14 protein-coding genes are annotated in these 13,773 nt (G+C 60.2%); 11 read left to right on the forward strand and 3 right to left on the reverse strand.

The window, feature by feature from the left end; all coding sequences use genetic code 11:
- Nucleotides 1-59 precede the first annotated feature (59 nt).
- A complete protein-coding gene (gene iclR / locus JHD64_RS11610) occupies nucleotides 60-902 on the reverse strand; it encodes a glyoxylate bypass operon transcriptional repressor IclR (protein WP_199053324.1) in 843 nt (280 codons plus the stop codon).
- A gap of 285 nt (nucleotides 903-1,187) precedes the next feature.
- Between iclR and gcl the strand changes: the two genes are divergently transcribed.
- From gcl to JHD64_RS11625, 3 genes are read left to right on the forward strand one after another with little or no spacing between them, the layout of a single operon-like run.
- Nucleotides 1,188-2,933 carry a glyoxylate carboligase gene (gene gcl / locus JHD64_RS11615; RefSeq protein WP_199053325.1) on the forward strand — a complete coding sequence of 582 codons (1,746 nt, stop codon included), beginning with the start codon at nucleotides 1,188-1,190 and terminating at the stop codon, nucleotides 2,931-2,933.
- A gap of 30 nt (nucleotides 2,934-2,963) precedes the next feature.
- The gene (hyi, locus tag JHD64_RS11620) at nucleotides 2,964-3,743 is read left to right on the forward strand and encodes a hydroxypyruvate isomerase (RefSeq protein WP_059285781.1); all 780 of its coding nucleotides are present in this window, start codon (nucleotides 2,964-2,966) and stop codon (nucleotides 3,741-3,743) included.
- Between the two features lie 20 nt (nucleotides 3,744-3,763).
- Nucleotides 3,764-4,648, forward strand: a complete 885-nt coding sequence (locus JHD64_RS11625; protein WP_199053326.1) for a 2-hydroxy-3-oxopropionate reductase — start codon at nucleotides 3,764-3,766, stop codon at nucleotides 4,646-4,648.
- Between the two features lie 232 nt (nucleotides 4,649-4,880).
- Here the strand turns inward: JHD64_RS11625 and JHD64_RS11630 are convergent, their stop codons facing one another.
- Both JHD64_RS11630 and uraH read right to left on the reverse strand, forming a co-directional pair.
- A complete protein-coding gene (locus JHD64_RS11630) occupies nucleotides 4,881-6,146 on the reverse strand; it encodes a urate hydroxylase PuuD (protein ID WP_199053327.1) in 1,266 nt (421 codons plus the stop codon).
- A gap of 28 nt (nucleotides 6,147-6,174) precedes the next feature.
- Entirely contained in the window at nucleotides 6,175-6,528 is a 354-nt protein-coding gene (gene uraH / locus JHD64_RS11635; RefSeq protein WP_199053328.1) for a hydroxyisourate hydrolase, read from the reverse strand.
- Between the two features lie 159 nt (nucleotides 6,529-6,687).
- Between uraH and JHD64_RS11640 the strand changes: the two genes are divergently transcribed.
- The 8 genes from JHD64_RS11640 to xdhC all read left to right on the forward strand — a co-directional run bounded on the left by JHD64_RS11640 (nucleotide 6,688) and on the right by xdhC (nucleotide 13,721).
- Nucleotides 6,688-7,443 carry a GntR family transcriptional regulator gene (locus tag JHD64_RS11640; protein WP_199053329.1) on the forward strand — a complete coding sequence of 252 codons (756 nt, stop codon included), beginning with the start codon at nucleotides 6,688-6,690 and terminating at the stop codon, nucleotides 7,441-7,443.
- 27 nt (nucleotides 7,444-7,470) lie between these two features.
- Complete coding sequence (gene puuE / locus JHD64_RS11645) at nucleotides 7,471-8,409, forward strand: allantoinase PuuE (protein ID WP_059285777.1); 939 nt, start codon at nucleotides 7,471-7,473, stop codon at nucleotides 8,407-8,409.
- Nucleotides 8,406-8,936, forward strand: a complete 531-nt coding sequence (uraD, locus tag JHD64_RS11650) for a 2-oxo-4-hydroxy-4-carboxy-5-ureidoimidazoline decarboxylase (protein ID WP_199053330.1) — start codon at nucleotides 8,406-8,408, stop codon at nucleotides 8,934-8,936. The genes puuE and uraD overlap by 4 nt, the downstream gene beginning before the upstream one ends.
- Nucleotides 8,933-9,556: a LysE family translocator gene (locus JHD64_RS11655; RefSeq protein ID WP_199053331.1), complete on the forward strand. Its 624-nt coding sequence runs from the start codon at nucleotides 8,933-8,935 to the stop codon at nucleotides 9,554-9,556. Before uraD ends, JHD64_RS11655 begins: the two co-directional genes overlap by 4 nt.
- Nucleotides 9,557-9,613: 57 nt before the next feature.
- The gene (alc, locus tag JHD64_RS11660; RefSeq protein ID WP_199053332.1) at nucleotides 9,614-10,654 is read left to right on the forward strand and encodes an allantoicase; all 1,041 of its coding nucleotides are present in this window, start codon (nucleotides 9,614-9,616) and stop codon (nucleotides 10,652-10,654) included.
- A gap of 39 nt (nucleotides 10,655-10,693) precedes the next feature.
- Complete coding sequence (locus JHD64_RS11665; protein ID WP_059285773.1) at nucleotides 10,694-11,197, forward strand: ureidoglycolate lyase; 504 nt, start codon at nucleotides 10,694-10,696, stop codon at nucleotides 11,195-11,197.
- A 139-nt stretch (nucleotides 11,198-11,336) separates the two neighbouring features.
- Nucleotides 11,337-12,692, forward strand: a complete 1,356-nt coding sequence (locus tag JHD64_RS11670) for a nucleobase:cation symporter-2 family protein (protein WP_255524352.1) — start codon at nucleotides 11,337-11,339, stop codon at nucleotides 12,690-12,692.
- Nucleotides 12,693-12,731: 39 nt separating this feature from the next.
- A complete protein-coding gene (gene xdhC / locus JHD64_RS11675) occupies nucleotides 12,732-13,721 on the forward strand; it encodes a xanthine dehydrogenase accessory protein XdhC (RefSeq protein WP_199053334.1) in 990 nt (329 codons plus the stop codon).
- Nucleotides 13,722-13,773: the final 52 nt, after the last annotated feature.

Raw genomic sequence — 13,773 nt, forward strand, 5'->3', positions numbered from 1 at the left:
CCATAAAAAAAGCTCTGTAAATGCATGCAGAGCTTTTTTTATGGCTAGCCGCTCAGGTTTCAGCTGCTTTTCCTGGGTTTACCACCATAGTGCTGGGTGATCTCGCTGGCAGCCTGCATGACCAGCGATCCCAGATGGGTGACGCGCTCATCCGGGATGCGCGATTTCGGGCCGGATACTGAGATGGCGGCGAATGCCTGACTGCTTTCGTCATAGATGCAACTGGCCACGCAACGCAGGCCCAGTGCATGTTCGCCATCGTCAAATGCAAAGCCCTGTTGCTGAATCCGCACTAGCTGTTCCTTGAGCAGGGCGGGGGTGGTGATGGTGTGCTCGGTGTAATGCGGCAAGCCGGTTTTTTGCAAGATGCGGTTCAGGTGTTCTGCATCCTGGGCCGCCAGAAAAGCCTTGCCTGCGGCTGAGGCGTGCAAGGGCAGGCGACCGCCAATTGGTGCGAGCATGCGCATCAGTTCGCGGCATTGCACTTGGCCCACCACCACGCTTTGCCAGGCATCGGTGTCGAACACCACCAGATTGCTGGTCTCGCCGGCGGCCTCCATGGTGCGGCGCAATACCGGCATGGCGAGGGTGGACAGGTCGCGGCTGCCAAGAAAGCCGCTGCCTACGGTAAAGGCGCGCACACCGATGCTCCATAGTCCCAAATCGCCGGTCTGCTGCACAAAACCCATTTGCTGCATGGTGCTGAGCAAGCGGTGGGTGGTGGAATTGGGCAGGCCCACCTGCATGGAAAGGTCGGTCAGCATGATGCCGGCAGGCGCTTCGGCAATTCGCTCCAGCAATACCAGACCGCGGGTCAGTGACTGCACCTGGCCTGTACTGGCGCTTCCGCCATCGGCGCGTTTGCGGGTGGAGGGGCGCGGGGTGCTGTCGGCTTTGGCCATATGTCCTCGTGGCATGGGCGGGTGGGAAGTTCGTTGCGATTTTACGCCTTAGGTACAGTTGGGTGTAGCTATTACTGATGGCATGGCAGTTTTTTTGTTTTTTGGTATTTGTTTTCTTTATTTTTATTTGTGTAACAAAATGATTTTAATGGAAAAATTATCAAAAAACAAAATAATGGAAACCATTTCCATTATTTGTTGACTATGTTTCTGTGCTGCGGGATAGTTGAAGCCATGCTGGGCCATGACCAAGGTGGTGAGGCCGGCCTAATTCAGGAGCAATCCATGGCCAAAATGAGAGCAATCGAAGCAGCCGTTCATATCTTGAGCAAGGAGGGCGTGGACACGGTTTTTGGCGTACCGGGAGCCGCCATCAACCCGCTGTATGCCGCCATGAAAAAGATCGGCGGCATCCGCCATCTGCTGGCGCGCCATGTGGAAGGCGCATCGCACATGGCCGAGGGATACACCCGCGCCCGTGCCGGCAATATCGGCGTCTGCATTGGCACATCTGGTCCGGCGGGTACCGACATGATTACCGGCCTGTATTCTGCCGCGGCCGACTCCATTCCCATTCTGTGCATCACCGGCCAGGCGCCGCGTTCCCGCTTGCACAAGGAAGATTTCCAGGCCGTCGACATCAAGGAGATCGCCCGGCCGGTGGCCAAGTGGACGACAACCGTGATGGAACCGGCCCAACTGCCGGGTGCCTTGCAGCAGGCCTTTCACCTGATGCGTTCCGGTCGCCCGGGCCCGGTCTTGCTCGACCTGCCTTTTGATGTGCAGATGGCCGAGATCGATTTCGACCCGGAAACCTATCAGCCGCTGGCCGTGTTCAAGCCAACCGCCAGCCGTGCCCAGCTGGAAAAGGCATTGAGCATGCTGCTCGAGGCAGAGCGTCCGTTGATCGTCGCCGGCGGCGGCGTCATCAATGCCAATGCGTCGACACTGCTGACCACCTTTGCCGAGATCGTGCAGGTGCCGGTGATTCCCACGCTGATGGGCTGGGGCTGCATACCGGACGACCATCCGCTGATGGCAGGGATGGCCGGCCTGCAAACCTCCCACCGCTACGGCAATGCCAGCTTGCTGGCGGCGGATTTTGTGCTTGGTATCGGTAATCGCTGGGCCAATCGTCATACCGGTTCGGTCGATGTCTATACCGCCGGGCGCAAGTTCGTGCATATCGATATCGAACCCACCCAGATTGGTCGGGTGTTTGCTCCTGATTACGGCATCGTGTCCGATGCCGCCAGCGCGCTGAGCCTGCTGATCGACATCGCCCGCGAATGGCAGGAGCAGGGGCGTTTGCCGACGCGTCCGCAGTGGCGCGATGCCTGCCAGCGCCGCAAGAGCAGCATGCTGCGCCGTAGTGATCATGGCAACGTACCGATCAAGCCAATGCGGGTATACGAGGAAATGAACCGCTTTTTCGGCAAGAACACCCGCTATGTCAGCACCATCGGCCTGTCGCAGATTGCGGCAGCGCAATTCCTGCATGTCTATCACCCGCGCAACTGGATCAATTGCGGCCAGGCCGGCCCGCTGGGCTGGACCATTCCGGCCGCCATCGGCGCCAAGGTGGCGGACCCCTCCACTGCTGTCGTCGCCATTTCCGGTGATTACGACTTCCAGTTCATGCTGGAAGAACTGGCCGTTGGCGCACAGTTCCGTGTCCCCTACATCCATGTCTTGGTGAATAACAGCTACCTCGGCCTGATTCGTCAGGCGCAGCGTCAGTTTGATATCGATTACTGTGTGCAGCTCAGTTTTGAAAACATCAATGCCCCGGAACTGGGCAGTTATGGTGTCGATCATGTTCGCGTGGTGGAGGGGCTGGGCTGCAAGGCCGTGCGCGTGCGCGAACCGGCGCAGCTGGCATCCGGCCTGGCCGAGGCACAGCGGCTGATGGAACAGCATGCGGTGCCGGTGGTGGTGGAGGTCATTCTGGAAAGAGTCACCAATATCGCCATGGGGGCAGAAATCAATGCCATCAACGAGTTTGAAGACATCATCGACCTGCCGGTCTGATGTGCTTGCCACCTTTATCGGGAGAGTCTTATGCCAAGATTTGCTGCCAATCTGACCATGTTGTTTGGCGAGGTCGATTTCCTGTCGCGTTTTCAGGCGGCCGCCGCTGCCGGTTTTCATGGCGTGGAGTACTTGTTTCCCTATGCCTACGACAAGCTGCAGCTGGCCGAGCAGCTGGACAAGCATAGGCTGGTGCAGGTGCTGCATAACCTGCCCGCCGGGAATTGGGAGGCCGGAGAGCGTGGCATTGCCTGCCTGCCCGACCGCGTCGGCGAGTTTCAGGATGGGGTGGGTGAAGCCATCGCCTATGCCAAGGCTTTGGGATGTCGCCAGTTGAATGTACTGGCCGGCATTCGTCCGGCAGGAGTCGATGCCGACACGGTGGAGGAAACCCTCTACAACAATGTGCGCTTTGCTGCCAATGCGTTGCGGGCCGAGGGGATCAAATTGCTGGTCGAGGCCATCAATACCTTTGACATCCCGGGATTTGCGCTATCGCGTACCCGCCAGGTACTGGCCCTGATAAGGGATATCGGCAGTGACAATCTGTTTGTCCAGTACGACATCTATCACATGCAGCGCATGGAAGGCGAACTGGCGCAGACCCTGCAGTCGCAGCTGGCGCACATCGCCCATATCCAGCTGGCTGACAACCCTGGTCGGCACGAGCCCGGAACGGGCGAAATCAATTATCCCTATCTGTTCCGTTTGCTGGATGAAATCGGCTATCAGGGCTGGATAGGCTGCGAGTACAAACCGCGCAATGGCACCCAGGCCGGCCTGGCCTGGGCCAAGCAATATCTTTCCTGAACAGACAGAAGGAGATGGCAATGAAGATAGGATTCATTGGACTGGGCATCATGGGCGCGCCCATGGCCGGGCATCTGCTACAAGCCGGCCATACCTTGTTTGTCAATTCGCGCAGCGGCCTGCCGTCGTCCCTGACCGGCCAGTCCCTGACGCTGTGTGAAACGGCCCGGCAGGTGGCCCAGCAGACCGAAGTCATCATTTTGATGTTGCCGGATACCCCGGATGTGGGCGAGGTATTGTTTGGTGCCGGAGGAGTGGCGGAGGCCGAGCTGGCCGGCAAGGTTGTGGTCGACATGTCGTCGATCTCTCCACTGGACACCAAACAGTATGCCCAGCGTATCGAACAGCTGGGCGGCCACTATCTGGACGCACCGGTATCCGGTGGCGAAGTGGGAGCCAAGGCGGCAACCCTCTCCATCATGGTCGGTGGGCCGCAGGCGGTATTCGAGCGCTTGCTGCCGGTGCTGCAATTGATGGGCAAGAACATCACCCGGGTCGGTGAAAATGGTGACGGTCAGACAGCCAAGGTGGCCAACCAGATGATTGTGGCACTGACGATAGAAGCGGTGGGCGAAGCGCTGCTGTTTGCGGCACGTGCCGGTGCTGACCCGGCCAAGGTGCGTCAGGCGCTGCTGGGCGGTTTTGCCTCGTCGAGGATTCTCGAAGTGCATGGCGAACGCATGGTCAAGCGGGCTTTTGATCCTGGCTTCCGCATCTCCCTGCATCAGAAGGACTTGAACCTGGCCTTGTCCAGTGCCCAGAAAATGGCCCTGGCCCTGCCGGCAACGGCACTGGCACAGCAATTATTCAATAGCTGCGTGGCACAGGGCGGGGCAGCCTGGGATCACAGCGCCATGGTCCGGGCGCTGGAGCAATTGTCGGACTTTGCCATCCCGGCCCAGTAAGGCAGCTGGCGGCCAGCCGCCATCAAGACGGATGTGAAAAAGGGGCGGAGAAATCCGCCCCTTACTGATTGCTGACAAGGTTGTTTATCACACCGGGCCCTGTCGCGCCGTTTCATTCAACCACTGCATGCGTCAGCAGACCGGCTGACAGGCTGAGCCAGCTGTTGCCCGGCAGTGTCAAAAGGCCTGCCAGCAGCCGGGCCATGCTCCCTCCGTGTCCTGCCTGCCTTTGCTATGGCTGCCACTGGGCAATCAGTTGACGCTCCTCCTCGCTCATCTTGGTTGTGTTGGCCAGCGGCATGTATTTGCTGGCGACAGCCTGTTTGATCTTGAGGTAATGCAAGCGGATGTCCCGTTCATTATCCAGCCGGATACCCGCTGGTGCTGCGGCAAAGCCCGGCTGGCTTGGTTTGGCGGCATGGCAGGCGACGCAACGTTGATGCAGCACACTGGCAACGCTCTGCATCCCGCTGTCCTTGCCCTTGTCCTCTGCCAGGGTGCTGGCAGAGGGTGTGACATGGCTGCTGGCTGCGCTTGCGCTGTTAGTCGCATTGTCGCTCGGCGTGCTGGAGGGGGCGGCAATCATGCCGATGACCAGCAGCATGATGGCGCTGGCTGCCAGCAGGGTCAGTACGTTCTCGCCACGGTGACGCAGTACAAAATATTGCCTGATCAAGGCGCCGGCCAGGATGAACAACACCATGATGAACCAGGCCGTGTCATTGCTATAGGCAAAGGCATAGTGATTGCTGATCATCAGGAACACGACCGGCAGGGTGAAGTAGGTGTTATGCACCGATCTTTGCTTGCCGCGTTTGCCATCCAGCGGATTGGGCGCTTCTCCGGCCTGTAGCGCGGCCACCATCCGCCGCTGGCCGGGGATGATCCAGAACAGCACATTGGCCGACATGCAGGTGGCCATGACCGCGCCGGTCAGCAGAAAGGCGGCGCGCCCCTGGAAGACATGGGAGCTGAAGTAAGCCACGCCGGCCATCATGAACGCCACTGCCACGCTCAGCAGGCCATCGCGCTGCATTTCCGGGCTGATGCGGCGACATAGTTCGTCGTAAACCAGCCAGCCGACGATGAGCAGGGCAATGGCCGCGATATTGACCTCGGTCGGCGTCAGTACGGCGGCCCAGGCCCATGGGCTGGCCGGATTGGCCAGATAGACCGCCGGGTTGCTCAGATAGAGCAGGCAGAACAAGGCAAAGCCGGACAGCCAGGTGGTGTAGGACTTCCAGAACGACCAGTGCAGTTTGTCATCCAGCGGAAAAGGCGGGCGGGTCAGATATTTCTGGTTGTGATAAAAGCCGCCGCCATGCACCGAGGACATCTCACCCAGCAGGTCATAACGCGGGTCTTGCTCTCCCTTGGGTGGGGTAAGGCTGTTGTCCAGCATGACAAAGTAGATGGACTCGCCAATCCAGGCAATGGCGGCGATCACGTGCAACCAGCGTAGCAGCAGGTTGCCGAACTCGAGGAGGTAGCTTTCCATGAGCGAAGTTCCTGATCGAAAGTAGGGGTCAACTACCGCGGTAGGTCGAGTACGTCCAGGGCGTGACGACCAGCGGGACGTGATAGTTTTCGGCTGGATTGGCAATGCCAAAGCGCAGTACCACCTGATCGACAAAACAGGGCTGCGCCAGATCCACCCCCTGGCTGGCGAAATAGTCGCCGGCATGAAAAACCAGCTCATACACCCCGGCCTGCATGGCCGTACCAGACAGGAGCGCCTCGTCGCAGCGGCCATCCTCGTTGGTATCAAAGCGGCGCAGCAGCGTGCGTCCCTCTTCTTGTATCCGGTACAGCTCACCGTGCACCCCGGCCGCGGGGCGGCCATGCATGGTGTCCAGCACGTGTGTGGAAAGTTTTCCCATTTGTTTGTCTCCGATGTGCCAGCCCTGCGCGGTTTGTGAGCGGCGGGCTGTTGTTGTTGTGCAAAGCATGGGCGATTTGAGTTGACGATATTGTTTTATCCTGTCGATAATTGTCAACAATATTTTGGAAGTCATTACCGTATTGTGGAAATTGCAAAAATGAACAATCATCAATGGCCTGTGCAGGAAGGGGAGGACGTCATGGCTGCACCGCCGGCCTCCAGCTGGCGTGACGAGGGCCAGCCGCCCGGCGAAGTGGACCGGCTGTACCTGGAAATCTTCGATGCGGTGATCGACCAGCGTCTGCGGCCGGGCGTCAAGCTGACCGAGGCCGTGCTGTGCGATGCGTTTGCCTGTTCGCGCAGCACGGTACGAGCGGCATTGGCCCAGTTGCAGCATGACAAGATTGTTGAGCTGCAGCCCAATCGCGGGGCATTTGTGGCGCAGCCGGACATCAAGGAAACCCGCGATGTGTTCGAGGCCAGACGTATGGTGGAGGCTGCCATTCTGGATAAATTGCTGAGCCTGCCCGATTTGCCAGATCGCCTGCAGCAGTTGTGGCAAATGGTGCGGCAGGAGCGGGCGGCTTTCGAGCGGCAGGACCGGGTCAGCTGGATTCGCCTGTCCAATGCCTTTCATGTGCAGCTGGTGCGTCTGGCGGAAAACGAGGTACTGACCGAATTGATGAACAGCCTGTGTTCGCGCACCTCGCTCATCATCGCCCTGTACGACAAGCCGGGATGCAGTGCCTGCTCATTCGATGAGCATGAGCAGATCCTGCAGCAGTTGTCCCGGGGAGACCGACAAGGGGCGCAGCACGCCATGCGGCAGCATTTGCAGGATTGCGAAGAGCGCATGCATTTTGCCGACAGAAATGTACCTGATCCATGGACGATGTTTCATCGCCAGCTTTAGTGGCCCAAGACCGAAGGAGTTCAACGCATGCAACAGGCGTATCCGCGCGACATGATCGGCTATGGCCGCCAACGGCCCCAGGTGAACTGGCCAGGCCAGGCCAGGGTGGCCGTGCAGTTTGTCCTCAACTACGAGGAAGGGGGAGAAAGCAATGTGCTGCACGGTGATGCGGCATCCGAGCAGTTCCTCTCCGAAATCGTGGGCGCAGCGGCCTACCCTGCGCGGCACATGTCGATGGAAAGCCTGTATGAGTACGGTTCGCGGGTCGGGGTATGGCGTATTTTGCGTGAGTTCGAAAAGCGCGAATTGCCGCTGACGGTATTTGCGGTCGGCATGGCGCTGGAGCGCAATCCGGAAGCGGCTGCGGCCTTTGTCGAGCTGGGGCATGAGCTGGCCTGCCACGGTTACCGCTGGCTGCATTACCAGAATGCGGATATCAGCCTGGAGCGCGAACACATGCAGCGCTGTGTCGAAATCATCAGCCAGCTGACCGGAGCGCATCCGGCAGGCTGGTACACCGGCCGCGACAGCCCGAATACCCGCCGGCTGGTGGTGGAGGAGGGCGGATTTCTCTACGACGCCGACCACTATGGCGATGAGCTGCCCTTCTGGACGGAAGTCCGCCTGGGCAATGGCCAGTGCAAGCCGCATCTGGTGGTGCCTTATACCCTGGATGCCAACGATATGCGCTTTGCCTCAGTGCAGGGCTTCAACACTGGCGAGCATTTTTTCCAGTATCTGAAGGATAGCTTCGACGTGCTGTATGCCGAAGGCGAAACCACGCCGGCCATGCTGTCCATCGGCCTGCATTGCCGCCTGATTGGTCGCCCGGGGCGTTTTGCCGCATTACAGCGTTTTCTCGATTATGTGCAGCAGCATGAATGGGCATGGGTATGCCGTCGTGTCGATATCGCCCAGCACTGGCTGCGTCATTATCCCCACCCCGCTCTGGAGTCCTGCCGATGAACCAGCCTGTCACCCTGTCATTATTGAACCAGTTGCCATTCGATGATTTTGTCGCGGTGCTGGGCGGTATCTTCGAACACTCGCCCTGGGTGGCAGAGCGCACCGCAGCCTTGCGTCCTTTCCATTCGGTGGCCGAGCTGGCTGCCGTCATGGCCGGGGAAGTGGAAAAGGCCGGCTATGCCGCGCAGATGGCGCTGATCCGGGCTCACCCTGAGCTGGCCGGCAAGGCCGCGATACGCGGCGAGCTGACGGCAGAGTCCAGCACCGAGCAGGCCGGAGCAGGGCTTGATCAATGCAGCCCGGAGGAGTTTGCCCGGCTGACTGAGCTGAATGATGCCTACCGCAGCAAATTCGGCTTCCCTTTCATCCTGGCGGTGCGCGGCTATGACCGGGCGGGCATCATCCGCGAATTCGAACGCCGCTTGCAACTGGGCGTGGAGGAGGAGCGGCGCGAGTGCCTGGAGCAGATCTATCGTATCGGTCGCTTGCGTCTGGAGGCACTGCTCCCGGAAAGCGTTTGTGCATGAGTCCGGAAACGCTGGGCCTCTATCTGTTGGCGATTGCCGTGGTGATTGCCGTACCCGGGCCGCTGTCACTGTTCATGGTGGGCAATGCCCTGCAGTTTGGCGTCTGGAAGAGCTGGCCCGGTATCGCCGGCGGCGTGCTGGCTTCGGTCAGCCTGCTGCTGCTGTCGGCCCTGGGTATCGGCTCCTTGCTGCTGGCATCGCCGCGCAGCTTCCTGCTGCTGCAAGCCATGGGCGCCTGCTACCTGTTTTATCTGGGCATCCGCACCTGGCAGGGACGCAATAGCGCGGCGCGGGCGGCTGATGGTCGCCAGGGACGGGCGCAGTTATTTTCCAAAGCCTTTTTGCTGGGGATCAGCAATCCCAAGGACATCGCTTTTTTCCTGGCCTTGCTGCCGCAATTCATGACGGCGTCCAGACCATTGTTGCCGCAGCTGTTGTGGATGGTGCTGGGCTGGATGGTGGTCGATCTGTTGTGCAAGCTGGCTTATGGCCTGCTGGCCAGCCGGCTGCTGTCCAGCATGGCCGCGCTGCGCCGGCTGTTCCTGATGGCTTCTGCCATCTGTTTTGTGGTGATGGGTGGCGTACTGCTGGGGCAGACCCTGGCCAGCGTTGCCCTGTGAAGGAGTGGTAAGTAGCAAATCGTGTTGGTGGTAAAGCAAAAATAAAGGAGAGACATCATGAGTATTGCATTGCATCCCACGGCGACCGTTGTACCTGCTGCGCCGGTTGAATTACCCGAGTTTGCCCGTCGCCATGTCAATCTGGCCGATCCGGATTTTGGTGCTTGCGTGCTGTCCTGCTCGGACGAGTGGTTTGCGCCGGCAGAGCGCATGCTGCAGTCATCGTCACCGGTGTTTGTGGTCGGCAAGTTTGACGATCACGGCAAATGGATGGATGGCTGGGAGACGCGCCGTCGCCGTAATGGCGGGCATGATCATGCGCTCATCCAGTTGGGCCTGCCTGGCGTGATCAAGGGACTGGATATCGATACCAGCCATTTTACCGGCAACTTCCCGCCTGCCGCCTCGGTGGAGGCTTGCCATATCGCCGGCGCACCTGACGAGCATACGGTATGGACCGAAATCCTGCCGGCGGCAGCGCTGGGCAGCAACGCGCATCACTTTTTTGCCGTCGATGACCAACGGGTGTGGACACATCTGCGGCTGCACATCTATCCGGATGGCGGCGTGGCGCGTTTTCGGGTGTATGGCCAGCCCGACAGCGACTGGGCGGGCAAGGACCGTTCTGCCCTGCATGAAGTATCGGCGCTACAGCATGGGGGCCGCATCGTTGCCTATAACGATGCCCATTTCGGCGTGCCCTTTCGCCTGATCATGCCTGGTCGTGGCATCAATATGGGCGATGGCTGGGAAACCCGCCGCCGCCGTGAACCCGGCAACGACTGGTGCATCATCCAGCTGGGGCACACTGCCGTTGTCGAGCGTATCGAGGTGGATACCGCCCATTTCAAGGGCAATTATCCGGACAGCATTTCCATTCAGGCCGCACGGGTGACCCAGGGCACCGATCAGTCCATCGTGACCCAGGCCATGTTCTGGGACACCTTGTTGCCCGAGCAAAAAACTGCCATGGACAAGCAGCACTTTTATGACCGCGAGCAGATCCGTCCGCTGGGGCCGGTCAATCATGTGCGCCTGAACATCTTCCCCGATGGTGGCGTCAGCCGCTTGCGCATCTGGGGCCGTCTGGTTGATTGACAGCCATCAGACCCGCCGATTCTGAAGAGGAGAAACACCATGGCCCAGCTTGTCCTGGAAGCACTGAGCAAGGAAGCGTTCGCCCCTTTTGGCGATGTCATTGAAATCGAAGGCAGCGACTGGTTTCCCATCAATAACGGCAGTACCCAGCGCTATCACAAGCTGGGCATGGTCGAGGTGGTGGGCGAGGACGGGTTGCCCGCCATCAGCATGGCACGTGGCGCAGCCTTTGATTTTCCCCTGAGCATCAGCATGCTCGAACGTCACCCGTTGGGCAGTCAGTCCTTCATCCCCTGCAACGGTGTGCCTTTCATCGTGGTGGTGGCCCCCAGCCTGCCAAACGGCCTGCCGGATGAAAGCGGCTTGCGCGCCTTTCATGCCTATTCCGACCAGGGGGTCAACTATCGCCGTGGCTGCTGGCATCACCCCTTGATCAGTCTGGGGCGGGAGGGAGATTTCATCGTGGTCGACCGTGTCGGTAGCGGGCACAACTGCGATGAGTTTGCCTTGTCCACGAGCTATCGCATCGAGGCCGCCAGCTAGCCTCAATCCCTGATGGTTCCTGCTGTAGTCCTTGTTGTTGATGCAACAGGGTGGCCCCGTCACGTCCGTCGTCAGGCGAGCCACCCACCCGTACAGCGTGTTTTGCGCTGGCGGAAGACTCATGCGAAGGAGAGACTCGATGAACTCGACGCAAAATGTTCATCCGGTGGACGAAAAGCTGCCGCTGGTACAGCTGTTCACACTGGGCTTGCAACACGTGCTGGTGATGTATGCCGGAGCGGTGGCAGTGCCGCTGATTGTCGGTGGCGCTGTCGGGCTGCCGAAGGAGCAGATCGCCTTTCTGGTCAGTGCCGACCTGTTCTGCTGTGGCCTGGTCACGCTGCTGCAATGCCTGGGCTTTAAGGGCTTTGGCATTCGCATGCCGGTCATCATGGCGGTGACCTTTGCCACGGTGGGGCCGATGATTGCCATTGGCCAGAATCCGGCACTGGGCCTGCCCGGCATTTTTGGTGCCACCATGGCTGCCGGCCTGCTGTCGCTGCTGCTGGTGCCGCTGATCGGCCGCTTGATCCGGTTTTTCCCGCCACTGGTCACCGGGGTGGTGATTACCTCCATTGGCTTGTCCATCATCGGTGTCGGCATCAACTGGTCGGCGGGCGGCCTGGGTTCGCCTGATTACGGCAGCCCGCTTTATCTGGGTATTTCACTCAGCGTGCTGATCTTCATTCTGCTGATCATCCGCTTTGCCCGTGGATTCCTGGCCAATATCTCCATCCTGCTGGGCCTGGTGCTGGGTTTCTGCATCGCGCTGCTGCTGGGCAAGGTGGATTTCAACGGCTTGCAGGATGCCAGCTGGTTTGCCCTGATCACACCCTTCAAGTTTGGTGCGCCACGGTTCGAGCTGTGGTCCATCATCACCCTCACCGTGGTGATGCTGATCGTGTTCATCGAATCGATGGGCATGTTTCTGGCACTGGGGGAAATCGTCGATCGTCCGGTCCGGCGCGATGATCTGGTACGCGGCCTGCGGGTGGATGCACTGGGGACCATGGTGGGTGGCATGTTCAATACCTTCCCGCATACCTCGTTTTCGCAAAACATCGGCCTGGTCAGTATTACCGGGGTCAGCAGCCGCTGGGTGTGCGTGATGTCCGGTTTTATCCTGATCGCTTTTGGCCTGGTGCCCAAGATGTCCATCGTGGTGGCTTCCATTCCCCCCTTCGTGCTGGGCGGGGCCGGTATCGTGATGTTTGGCATGGTGCTGGCCACCGGCATCAAGGTGTTGTCGCGGGTGGATTTTCACAACCGTTACAACCTGTACATCGTCGCCATCAGCCTGGGCATGGGCATGATTCCCACCGTGGCCAAAGACTTTTTTGGCCAGATGCCGGCCGGCATGGCACCGCTATTGCACAGCGGCATCCTGCTGGCCAGCCTGACCGCCGTGGTGCTTAATGCATTTTTCAATGGCCTGGGTCAGGCGGACCTGACCGAAGCCAGCGCCACCGAGGTGATGTCGGTGCCGGGGCATTGAGCTAGTGGACCCGCCTGCGCGCGGGTCGCTGGCTGTCTGATGAGCCGCATGGAAAAGGAAAGGGCGATGCTGCTGGAGGGGGATTGGCTGACCGCGCTGCGGCGGCAACTACCGCAACAAGGTCAGGCCATGCTGGTGACCGTGGTGCGTAGCCAGGGGCAGGTACCGCGCGAAACCGGCGCTCGGCTGGCACTGGCTGAGGACTGGCAAGCCGATTCGCTGGGTGGTGGCTGGCTGGAGCAACAAGCATGCAGCCATGCCCGTCGCCTGCTGGCCCAGCCACAGGTGCTACGGCATTGCCTGTGCTTTCAGTTGGGGCCGGCGGGTGAGTATTGCTGCGCCGGTAAGGTATGGCTGTTGTTTGAGAAGCTGGACCGGCAGGATGAGCCATGGCTGGAACTGGCCTGGCAAGCCCGGCGCGAGGGGCGGGTTTTGCGGCGGACGCTGCTGCTGGATTCTGCTGCGCCCGTGCGTTGCAGCTGGCCTGCCGGCAGCGGTGAGGGAGTGCGCTGGCTGGCCGAGCCAACCGTGCTGCAAGACGATCTGGCGGCGCCCGAACTGACTGTGGTGCTGTGTGGGGCCGGCCATGTCGGACGTGCGGTGAGCCGCCTGCTGGGGGAGCTGCCGGTCCGGCTGATCTGGCTGGATAGCCGGCCCGCCATGTTCCCGCTGGCCTGCCCGGAGCATGTCACGACCCTGCTGGGTGGCGTCGAGCTGAACAGACAGTTGCCGGCAGACGCCTGCTGGCTGGTGATGACGCATAGCGATCTGCTGGACTATTGCTGGATCGAGCAGATACTGCAGCGTGCTGACGCGCGCTTTGTCGGCTTGCTGGGCAGTCACAGCAAGCTGGCCAGCTTTAATCTGCGGCTGATGGGCAGCTTGCCGCTGGGGCGGATTGCCTCGATACGCTGTCCGGTCGGCATCTCCGGCATCGACAGTCGCCAGCCGGTCGCAGTGGCCATTGCCGTGGTGGCCGAGCTGCTGCAGCTGTCCGGCACACCGCTGCCGCGACCGCATTCTGGGTAAGGGTATTGAAATCGCTTAACTCTGCCCCTATCTGTCAGCTCACCATTACCCA

Origin of the sequence: Aquitalea sp. ASV15 (assembly GCF_016429115.1) — a bacterium.
Lineage (GTDB): Bacteria > Pseudomonadota > Gammaproteobacteria > Burkholderiales > Chromobacteriaceae > Aquitalea > Aquitalea magnusonii.

What these genes read in the sequence shown, in the direction of transcription:
- uraD (WP_199053330.1), top strand. Translation starts at nt 8,406, where the DNA reads ATGAACCAGCCTGTCACCCTGTCATTATTGAACCAGTTGCCATTCGAT.
- hyi (WP_059285781.1), top strand. Translation starts at nt 2,964, where the DNA reads ATGCCAAGATTTGCTGCCAATCTGACCATGTTGTTTGGCGAGGTCGAT.
- xdhC (WP_199053334.1), top strand. Translation starts at nt 12,732, where the DNA reads ATGAGCCGCATGGAAAAGGAAAGGGCGATGCTGCTGGAGGGGGATTGG.
- alc (WP_199053332.1), top strand. Translation starts at nt 9,614, where the DNA reads ATGAGTATTGCATTGCATCCCACGGCGACCGTTGTACCTGCTGCGCCG.
- JHD64_RS11640 (WP_199053329.1), top strand. Translation starts at nt 6,688, where the DNA reads ATGAACAATCATCAATGGCCTGTGCAGGAAGGGGAGGACGTCATGGCT.
- gcl (WP_199053325.1), top strand. Translation starts at nt 1,188, where the DNA reads ATGGCCAAAATGAGAGCAATCGAAGCAGCCGTTCATATCTTGAGCAAG.
- JHD64_RS11655 (WP_199053331.1), top strand. Translation starts at nt 8,933, where the DNA reads ATGAGTCCGGAAACGCTGGGCCTCTATCTGTTGGCGATTGCCGTGGTG.
- JHD64_RS11625 (WP_199053326.1), top strand. Translation starts at nt 3,764, where the DNA reads ATGAAGATAGGATTCATTGGACTGGGCATCATGGGCGCGCCCATGGCC.
- JHD64_RS11665 (WP_059285773.1), top strand. Translation starts at nt 10,694, where the DNA reads ATGGCCCAGCTTGTCCTGGAAGCACTGAGCAAGGAAGCGTTCGCCCCT.
- JHD64_RS11670 (WP_255524352.1), top strand. Translation starts at nt 11,337, where the DNA reads ATGAACTCGACGCAAAATGTTCATCCGGTGGACGAAAAGCTGCCGCTG.
- JHD64_RS11630 (WP_199053327.1), bottom strand. Translation starts at nt 6,146, where the DNA reads ATGGAAAGCTACCTCCTCGAGTTCGGCAACCTGCTGCTACGCTGGTTG.
- puuE (WP_059285777.1), top strand. Translation starts at nt 7,471, where the DNA reads ATGCAACAGGCGTATCCGCGCGACATGATCGGCTATGGCCGCCAACGG.
- iclR (WP_199053324.1), bottom strand. Translation starts at nt 902, where the DNA reads ATGGCCAAAGCCGACAGCACCCCGCGCCCCTCCACCCGCAAACGCGCC.
- uraH (WP_199053328.1), bottom strand. Translation starts at nt 6,528, where the DNA reads ATGGGAAAACTTTCCACACACGTGCTGGACACCATGCATGGCCGCCCC.